The organism is Acinetobacter sp. IRS14 (genome assembly GCF_034650275.1).
Classification (GTDB): Bacteria; Pseudomonadota; Gammaproteobacteria; order Pseudomonadales; family Moraxellaceae; genus Acinetobacter; species Acinetobacter oleivorans.
Window position 1 is genome coordinate 1 of the sequence record NZ_JAOVFN010000041.1, and the last position, 9817, is coordinate 9817.

A 9817-nucleotide genomic window follows, 5' to 3' on the forward strand; every position below is an offset into this window, starting at 1 on the left:
AAACTGTTACGAACTGTTATGCACTTAAATCCTTCTTTTCGATCATTAGAAGCATGATGAACTTAACCTCATGATAGTTAATATATATTTAATAAGTGACTAAAATAGTTACCCATATTGATACCCGTTTCCAGAAAAGGCTTTTAGATTTGAAATAAGAAGCCACTTTCTAATCGGCTAATATAGCAAAAAAAGAAGTAACCAGTTTAACTATTTCATTCGTTAGAAATTTGCAGAAAAAACAACTTTGAAAAGTGAGACTTTTTGAAATGATAGATAAGTACAACTCAGGCAAAATAGCTTTTATTACAAAATAGAAAATTATTCTGCCTGAGTAAAAAAAGAAGATTAAATCGCTCTAGTGTTATAAATCAGCCAGTCTAAAACTTCTCCAGACAAGTGTTCAGCTAGTCTTTCTTGAACAGTTTGATGGTAACGATTTAACCAGTCTTTCTCTTCATTAGTTAGCATATCAACAACGATACAATCTAAATGAATCGGGCAAAGGGTCAGCGTTTCAAACTCTAAAAATTCACCGTAAGTTTTTTCAAATCCAGAGTGAAGTTTGTTAGCAACCAGATTTTCAATGCGAATACCATATTGTCCCTCATGGTATAAGCCCGGTTCGTTAGAAATAATCATTCCTTCACGCAACTTACTATAAGCATGTATAGGCGCGTAATAAGAAAGTACTTGCGGTCCTTCATGAACATTAAGCGCAAAGCCTACGCCGTGGCCTGTTCCATGTCGATAATCTAAACCATGTTGCCATAAAGTATTACGACAAATTGAATCGAGTAGAGGAGCAGCTAAACCTTCTGGATAAATCGTTTTTGCCAAAGCAATGTGACATTTTAAAACCAAGGTGTAGTCACGTTTTTGTTGCCCTGTTGGCGTGCCTACAGAAATAACACGAGTAATATCCGTTGTTCCATCTACATATTGCCCACCTGAGTCAATCAGTAAAAGCCCATCACCTTCGATAAATGAATAGTGTTCTTCAGTTGCACGATAATGAGGTAGAGCACTATTAGCATTAAAGCCAGCGATCGTTGAAAAACTTGGCCCTATAAATCCATCTTGCTGAGCACGGAAAGCTGTAATCTTTTCATCAATAGTAAGTTCTGAAATACTTTCACCATGATGAAGTGCTTTCTCTAGCCAGTGGAAAAAGTGACAAAGAGCGACTCCATCTTTAACCATTGCATGACGGATATGAGCAATTTCACTTTCATGTTTACGCGATTTTAAAAGTGTACTCGGGTTGATGTCATATACAATCCGAATATCTTTTGCGATGGCTTGTTCATGAAAAATCGAGACTTTGGCTGGATCTAAAAGTACCGATGCATCAGAAATATTCGCTAAAAACTTAGCTGTATCTTCGTAGTTACGAATTTCAATACCATCGGCTGCCAAAGCTTGCTGAACGCTTACATCAACTTTTTCAGCATCAATAAAAAGAACAGTTTGTTTTGCACTGATATATAAATGTGAAAGGAACACAGGGTTATATTCTACATCTTGCCCACGTGCATTTAAGATCCATGCAATATCATCTAAAGATGAAATGAAATGACCCGCAATATTCTTGCTAGCTAATGTCTCACGAATAGCCTGAATTTTCTCTTTACGAGATAGGGCATTTAACCCTTCAGGCATGAGATGAATTTTCTTTGATGGAAGTTCTGGGCGGTTTAACCAAATCTCTCCGACTAAATCTTGCTGTGTTTCGAGTTTATAATTATTAAGTCGTGCAGTATGTTCGAGCGCCTTAAATTGCTGAACCGATAAGGTATGTCCATTTACCGCAATAACTGATTCTGGTTGTAGATTCTTTTCAATCCAAGCGAGATGTGTTGAAGATTCATCACTTGTTAATTTTTGAAGAGCAAAGCCAGTTCCAATAAGTTGTTGCTCGGCTTGTACCCAATAGCGACCATCTGCCCAGAGGCCAGCAAAGTTTTGGGTCACGACGAGCGTACCAACCGAACCACTAAAACCGCTTAACCATTGCCTTGCTTTCCAGTAGTCTGGTAAATATTCTGACATATGTGGATCGGCACTCATCACAATCAAAGCATCTACATGTTGATTGCGCATGAGTTCACGAAGTTTCTCAAGTTTTTCTGGAACAGTTAAAACGCTCATATAGTTTCCAACTCAGGTTGAACTTTACTGGTACTTTTGTTCATTAATCTATTGATAGGTTTCTTTAATAAAAATAACACGATTGCGCCAATCACTAACGCTAAAACACATCGCATAAATAAGGTAGGTAAATGATTAATGCCATCTGCCGATACATGCCCGCCAATTAAACCAGCGATAAGATTACCTAAAGCTGTGCCAGTAAACCATAGACCCATAATTTGACCACGTATAACATCTGGTGCAAGTTTAGTCATGGTAGATAGACCAATTGGGCTTAAACACAATTCTCCGATAGTAAGTAAAAATAAAGTTCCTACTAACCAAAATGGTGAAACTAGGCCACCAGCAATTGCGAAACGACTAGCAAAAGACATCACGAGAAAGCCACCTGCTGCGAATAACAATGCAATAATAAATTTGCTGATATAGCTTGGGTCTTTATTTGATTTACCCAGTCTTGCCCAAAGCCATGCTGCAACGGGAGCAAAGATAATAATAAATAGGGCATTAATTGATTCAAACCATACAGTTGGAATCTCAAATCCGAAAACAATACGGTCAGTATAATCTTGTGCAAATAAAGTAAAAGTTGTGGGCTTTTGTTCAAAAGCTGACCAGAATAGGGCAGAGGCGGCTAATAAAACAAAGCAAATAATAATTTTGAATTTATCATGCTGCTCTAAATTCAGGAAAAATAGTAAATATGCAAAGTAAGCAATAATACCAACGCCGATTCCTACGGTTAAGTAGGTTGCTACAGCGACTGGATTGATGTGAATGACACCAAAGAAGGTAAGAGCAATAACAACTGCAACAGATAGCAAAAAAGAGAAAGCAATTTTTGGCGCATTTTTATTTTCAACAATTGGTTTATTCCAATTGTCAGTTTGCTGACGCAATTGATTGAAGGACTGTAATTGAGGAATGGCTAATGCTCGGAAAATGAGTAATGCAATCAACATTCCAAGGCCGCCAATTCCAAAACCTAAGTGCCAGTTATGATCACGTGCAAATAGGCCTGTAAGAAGGGGAGCAATAAAAGAACCTATATTAATTCCCATATAAAAAATGGAGAAGCCGGCATCTCGTCTACTATCCTGAGCTTTATATAATGTTCCGACAATCACTGAAATACAGGTTTTAAATAAACCTGATCCAAGAACAATAAGGACTAAGCCGAAATAAAAAAAGAACTGATCAAAGATGGGGGTAAGCGCAATTGATAAATGACCTAATGCAATAATGAGGGAGCCATACCAGACGGATCGTGCTTGACCTAACCAGTTATCGGCAATCCAACCACCTAAAACGGTCATTAGATACATAGAGCCTGCAAATAACCCAACAATTGCGGCGGCAGTAGGACGGTCAAGACCTAAACCACCATCATTGACCATCGCGACCATATAAAGAACGAGTAAGGGTCGAATTCCATAGTAAGAAAAGCGTTCCCACAGTTCTGTAAAAAATAAAGTTTTTAAGGGTTTTGGATGGCCGAAAAAAGCTGTGTCAGATTGTTCGAGTTCATGCTTCATTTCAAATCCTTTGAACATATTTGTAGTTTAATAAGCCAAACTTTTAGTTTGTTTAGTTATAAAAAAAAGTTATGTTTTATTTTTTAGATTTTTTTAAATTGAAAAGCAAGTTGGTCATGTATAAAAAAGGTATATAACAAATGGTAAAAAAACTTTTGGTTTCTTACTGCACCAAAGCTGACCAAAACCTATTTCACGGCAGAGAACTTGATAAGCGAAAGAAAACTAATTTTATAAAACTTCAGTATTTATTGAGGTAAGGAATGATTCGATTGCTGACATTTCTAAATTTTTGAGAACTATTTTTTGAAGAGATATTTGCATTAGAACTTTTGGTAAAGGCATGGATAGATATAGAAGAGACAACTAAAGGTTAAAATTTTATAAGTCATCTTTTATTATTTTCATTCATTGTAATAAGAAAGTCAGCTTTATATATGAGAAAGTATTATGATCATGAATGACTGTTAGATATTGATGCGGTGATTCATATTGGCGCAACAATTTTGCACTAAATTAGGGCGATTGAGAGCTATTCTTGTATGCCATAATTTGAAAATGTCTGAATATGGTGCATTTAACTATGCAAACAGTATAATGGGTTCAAGACAAGGGACCTAAATCATAGATAGTTATAAGCAATTCAATGTTTTAGGTAAGTCTTATAAAGTTGGTATGAGAATTGCTATATAAATACCAGCAATTAACACGCACTTAACAAGTGCAACAAAATTTCATTGGAGCAAAATGAGCATGGCGAACAAGGTCCTTCAACTCATACAAGAAAGTGGCGCAAAATGGGTCGATTTTCGCTTTACTGATACTAAGGGTAAAGAACAGCACGTAACTTACCCAGCTGATTCTATTGATGAAGATACTTTTGAAGACGGTAAAATGTTTGATGGTTCTTCAATCGCTGGTTGGAAAGGCATTGAAGCATCTGACATGATTTTACGTCCAGATGCAGAAACAGGTTTTATCGACCCGTTCTTTGCTGAACCAACTGTAGTTGTGACTTGTGACGTTATTGAACCTTCAACTGGTCAAGGTTATGAGCGTGACCCACGTTCGATTGCTCGCCGTGCAGAAGAATACTTAAAATCTACAGGTATCGGTGATACTGCATTCTTTGGTCCAGAACCAGAATTCTTTGTATTTGACGAAGTGAAGTGGGACATCGATATGTCTGGCGCTCGTCATACATTAATCGCTGAAGAAGCTGCTTGGTCTACTGGTAAAGATTACGAGTCTGGTAACTCTGGTCACCGTCCACGTGTTAAAGGCGGTTACTTCCCAGTTCCTCCAGTTGATTCTTCACAAGATATGCGTGCAGAAATGTGTGCAAAAATCGAAGACATCATGGGCCCAGGCCGTGTAGAAGTACATCACCACGAAGTTGCTTCTTGCCAGTTAGAAATTGGTGTGAGCTTCAATACACTTGTACGTAAAGCTGACGAAGTTCAACAGTTCAAATATGCTGTTTGGAACGTTGCTCACCAATATGCAAAAACTGCAACCTTTATGCCTAAACCAATGGTAGGTGATAACGGTTCTGGTATGCATGTTCACATGTCTATCTCTAAAGATGGCAAGAACTTGTTTGCTGGTGATGAATATGCAGGCCTTTCAGAAATGGCATTGTACTTCATCGGTGGTGTTATCAAGCACGCTCGTGCATTGAATGCAATCACAAACCCATCTACAAACTCATATAAGCGCTTGGTTCCTCACTTCGAAGCGCCAATCATGCTTGCTTACTCAGCACGTAACCGTTCTGCTTCTATCCGTATTCCATACGTTTCTAGCCCTAAAGGTAAGCGTATCGAAGCTCGTTTCCCAGACCCAATGATGAACCCGTACTTAGGTTTCGCTGCATTGTTAATGGCTGGTATCGACGGTATCCAAAACAAGATCCATCCGGGCGAAGCTGCTGATAAGAACTTGTACGATCTTCCTCCAGAAGAAGAAGCAAAAATCCCAACAGTTGCTCATAGCTTAGACATGGCTCTTGAAGCACTTCAAGCAGATCACGAATTCTTGTTAAAAGGCGGCGTGTTCACTAAAGAAATGCTTGATGCATACATCGAACTTAAAACTGAAGATGTACGTCGTCTTAACACGACTACTCACCCAGTTGAATTCGATATGTACTACAGCTTGTAATACATATTTTCGTAAAAAAGCCTGCTTATGCAGGCTTTTTTATTGCTTGGAATGTTGATTGAATTCTCTACGTTTTTTATCAAAAAATTGGGGTAAACTAGGTGCGAGTTTTCATGTGAGCAGATTATGCGTAAACGACAACCAGTACTTAAACAGGAAAAGACTTTAAATCCTGAATTGAAAACATGGTTGTATGCGTCCGGTTCTCTGACTCAACAATTGACTGAACTTGGTGGTGGCCAGTTTAGTGTAAAGCCCTTTCAAGAACATTTTCAGCGTTTAACTTTTGCAGATAGTCAGTGGATGAAGATGTCTCATGCTCACACTTCGTGGGTAAGGGAAACCTATTTATATGGCTGTGAAGCAGAGCCATGGGTGAAAGCAAAAAGTATTTTTCCAATTCAAAGTTTACAAAAAAAAGCCCGTATATTTCAGCACATTGGTTCTAAGCCAATTGGCTTTTTTCTATTTCAAAGAACAACACCACTTTGTGACCGCCGTGTCATTCGTTTGCCTGAGGGCTGGACACGACAAAGTTGCTATACTTGGCATGGATGTAAATTTATTGTTCAAGAAACATTCTTACCGGCTTTTGAAGCTTTTTTAAATCAGCAGCACGACAAGGAATTACTATGACGACTGCAACAGGTATAACATGGCGTCAGCGTTTAGAGGCTTATTATTATCTCTGTCGATTTGATAAGCCTGTTGGAACAGAACTGGTGTTTTGGCCAACCATGTGGGCACTTTGGATTGCAGCAGAGGGAATGCCACCTCTACATATTCTTTTGGCGATGGTATTAGGTACAATTTTTATGCGTGCCGCTGGCTGTGCAATTAATGATTTTGCTGATCGTAAAGTGGATGGTCATGTAGAGCGTACAAAAACACGCCCTTTGGCAACAGGGGTAATTCGTCCAAGAGAAGCGGTGTATGTATTTTTAGCATTAGTATTTGCCAGTGCTTGTACGTTGTTCTTTTTACCTATCGCGACGTTCTACTGTGCATTAGGGGGCTTGGCTTTAGCATTTATATATCCTTTCATGAAGCGTTATACCCATTTACCGCAAGTCGTGTTAGGTATGGCATTTTCTTGGGGTATTCCAATGTCATTTACAGCAATGGGTAAGCCTTTAGATATAACGTGTTGGCTAATTTATTTTGGTAATTTGGCTTGGACAGTGGCTTTTGACACTCAATATGCAATTACAGACCGTGAATATGATTTAAAAATTGGTGTGAAATCTACCGCTATTCTTTTTGGTCGATATGACATTCAGATCATCGCACTTTTACAAGTAACTAGTCTTGTTTTGATTGGCACTGCATTGTATTTAGAAAATATCTTATTTCCATGGGCGATCATTGCTTTAATTGTTGTTGCATTTGATTTTGTATATCAAACAATTAAAACCAAAGACCGCAACCCCCAAGCATGTTTTTGGGCATTCCGTCACAATCGTTGGGTTGGATTAATCATTTTTCTAGGAATATTTTTAAATTTCATATAGTAAAAATGACCGCAAGGTTGAAAAGTGTTCTATGCAGAGCACTTTTTTTATGTCTTAATATTCGTGCATAAAAAAATATGCGGAATAAATAATACATAAAAAAGGATATTCTATGAAACGGTCAAAAATTGCTTTAGCTATAACATTATCGGTTTCAACATTATTTCTTGCAGCATGTAATGACAATGATGATGACTATGTTGGCGTAAACCCTGATAAAACCTATCTGTCTGAAAGTAATTACGCTATAGATCAAGTTGATAATGCTTCAACGATTAAAGTAATGACTTATAACATGGCAAATGTTCAAGGAAAAACAGCAACTGCCACAGCACTGGTATTGTTCCCCAAAGCGACTCAGCCTAAAGATGGTTACCGTGTGGTCGTGTGGGAGCACGGAACTGTTGGGGTGGGTGATGGTTGTGCGCCAAGTAAGAATACAATTAATCCACGATTTAAAATCCTAGCTGAGACTTTATTGGCGGCTGGTTATGTGATTGTGGCACCAGATTATGAGGGTTTAGGTACACCAGGAGTGCATCCGTACTTAAACTTATCTAGTGAAGCAAAATCAGCGCTTGCTGCAGTTAAAGCGGTAAAAGAGCATTATGGTGCCCAGTTAAAGGGTGACTGGATGTCGATTGGTCAGTCACAAGGTGGACATGCATCTTTAGGTACTGCCGAATTTGCCAATACGGATGCAAGTTATAAGGGTGCTGTAGCTGGAGCACCTGCTTCAAGCTTGGGAACAATTATTCAAATTTATATTGATCCTGCAATGAATCAAGACAGTGGTTATAAGCTTAGTAAATTAGATCAGGCAATTACAGCACGTAGACAGATTGATGCAGCGATTGCTGCAGGTCAAATGTCTCCCAATGATCCACTAGCACTTGCTGTACCTACAATTGATAAAACTGCAGAGGGTTATGCTGAGTTGTTAGCATATGCAGCATTCGCAAGTGCAGGGATTAAAGCACAGCAACCAAACTATGACTTTAAGACAATTTTTACATCAGGAGCGGCTGACGTTGCAGAATTGGCTTATGGGCGTACAGGTGATGATGGGGCATGTTTAAGTTATCCTGCACCTGATAGTGCAAATGGCTTGCAAGAGAAATTTAAAGCAGGAATCTTAACTTTCTTGGCTGATCCTACACATCAAATTACACAGTATGGTATTGATCTGAATAAATTTAAGGCAGATCAAGTTGTTCAAAACTTTTTGACAGCAACCCAACCTGCGACGAATGCTACAGTCGAGAAAGTCATTAAAACACCTGTATTTATTATTCAAGGTGAAAAAGATCAAGCTGTATTGCCTGTAGTCACACAAGGTTTATTCGCGAATATGAAAGCGAATGCTTTGAAGTTTTTCCCACAAGCAGCCTATGATAAAGGCTATAAGCTAACTATTGTACCGAATGCAACCCATACACAAGCAATCATATGTCAAAATGCCAATGCTGTAGATTTCATTCAAGCCAATATGTCAGCTGGTACGGGTATTGTACTAACAGATGCTCAGAAGGATGCTAGCCAAAGTCCTCACTGCACAGGTAAATTCTAAGATTTAATTATCTAATTAAAAAATTAGCTTTAAAAAAGAGCCACTTTATAGCGGCTCTTTTTGTTATATTGTTACGCATATTAAAATTGATATCGTTTGAGTTTGAAGTTAGTCATGAGCCAGCAACCTGTTGAAAAAAAATCTGTTCCTTGGTTATTAATGGGATTAGGTTTACTTATTCCTTTTTTAATTATTGGAATACTTTTCTTAGCTGCAAAGAGTGATGCTAAGACTAAAAAACAATATGAGCAGCAACGTTTAGAGATGGAAAAAAGAATAGCTGAAAAAGAAGCAGCAAGTTCTGAAAAGAAATAATAATAGCAGTGCTTTTAATGAATATCCTTTTGTAGCTGACGTACACTTGGGATGTTTGTATAACGTCTTACTATATAACCTGCTTCTGTGAGCATTTGATCACGAATACGGTCTTCTTCTGCTTTTTCAAGATGGGTAGGGTCATCTAGCTCAATAATGGCAATTACTTCCATTTTGTCGTTAAGCACAACGAAGTCGGTTACTTTACGGTTGAACTGACTACGAATTTTATAGTCATTGCTGGTAATCAAAGCACTAAAAGCCACTTGTGCTAAAACATGATGACTTGGAAAACTTTGTTTTAAACGAATAAACATCTGAGTTTCAAAGTTTGTAATAACAGGGCGAGCAAAGAATTTTTGTTTTGGAAATAAATAAGGGCGTAAACAAACAACAAGAAAAATGCAGGTGCTTAAGCAACCTAAAACAATAAAAAATAAGTGACTCGATTCGAACATGTGAAGGCATCATACAAATAAAAACCCACTCATGATGAGTGGGTTTTTAAGAATCTTGGCTCTCCAACCTGGGCTCGAACCAGGGACCTGCGGATTAACAGTCCGTCGCTC

Annotated in this window: 8 protein-coding genes; 5 read left to right on the forward strand and 3 right to left on the reverse strand. The window is 38.1% G+C overall.

The window, feature by feature from the left end:
- Positions 1-348 precede the first annotated feature (348 nt).
- Positions 349-2151, reverse strand: a complete 1803-nt coding sequence (locus ODQ17_RS18730; RefSeq protein WP_322905556.1) for an aminopeptidase P family protein — start codon at positions 2149-2151, stop codon at positions 349-351.
- Positions 2148-3707 carry a peptide MFS transporter gene (locus tag ODQ17_RS18735; protein ID WP_322905558.1) on the reverse strand — a complete coding sequence of 520 codons (1560 nt, stop codon included), beginning with the start codon at positions 3705-3707 and terminating at the stop codon, positions 2148-2150. Before ODQ17_RS18735 ends, ODQ17_RS18730 begins: the two co-directional genes overlap by 4 nt.
- Before the next feature lie 729 nt (positions 3708-4436).
- On the opposite strand from ODQ17_RS18735, the gene glnA reads away from it, so the two are divergent.
- The 5 genes from glnA (at position 4437) to ODQ17_RS18760 (ending at position 9248) form a co-directional block, all read left to right on the forward strand.
- Positions 4437-5852 carry a type I glutamate--ammonia ligase gene (gene glnA / locus ODQ17_RS18740; protein WP_171056845.1) on the forward strand — a complete coding sequence of 472 codons (1416 nt, stop codon included), beginning with the start codon at positions 4437-4439 and terminating at the stop codon, positions 5850-5852.
- A gap of 126 nt (positions 5853-5978) precedes the next feature.
- Entirely contained in the window at positions 5979-6488 is a 510-nt protein-coding gene (locus ODQ17_RS18745) for a chorismate--pyruvate lyase family protein (RefSeq protein ID WP_004790961.1), read from the forward strand.
- A complete protein-coding gene (gene ubiA, locus ODQ17_RS18750) occupies positions 6485-7363 on the forward strand; it encodes a 4-hydroxybenzoate octaprenyltransferase (protein WP_199942810.1) in 879 nt (292 codons plus the stop codon). The genes ODQ17_RS18745 and ubiA overlap by 4 nt, the downstream gene beginning before the upstream one ends.
- Before the next feature lie 112 nt (positions 7364-7475).
- The gene (locus ODQ17_RS18755; RefSeq protein ID WP_005307181.1) at positions 7476-8933 is read left to right on the forward strand and encodes an alpha/beta hydrolase family protein; all 1458 of its coding nucleotides are present in this window, start codon (positions 7476-7478) and stop codon (positions 8931-8933) included.
- A gap of 114 nt (positions 8934-9047) precedes the next feature.
- The gene (locus ODQ17_RS18760) at positions 9048-9248 is read left to right on the forward strand and encodes a hypothetical protein (RefSeq protein WP_151766924.1); all 201 of its coding nucleotides are present in this window, start codon (positions 9048-9050) and stop codon (positions 9246-9248) included.
- A gap of 14 nt (positions 9249-9262) precedes the next feature.
- Here the strand turns inward: ODQ17_RS18760 and ODQ17_RS18765 are convergent, their stop codons facing one another.
- Positions 9263-9706, reverse strand: coding sequence for a DUF2726 domain-containing protein (locus ODQ17_RS18765; protein ID WP_013197195.1), 444 nt, complete (start codon positions 9704-9706; stop codon positions 9263-9265).
- Between the last annotated feature and the right edge of the window lie 111 nt (positions 9707-9817).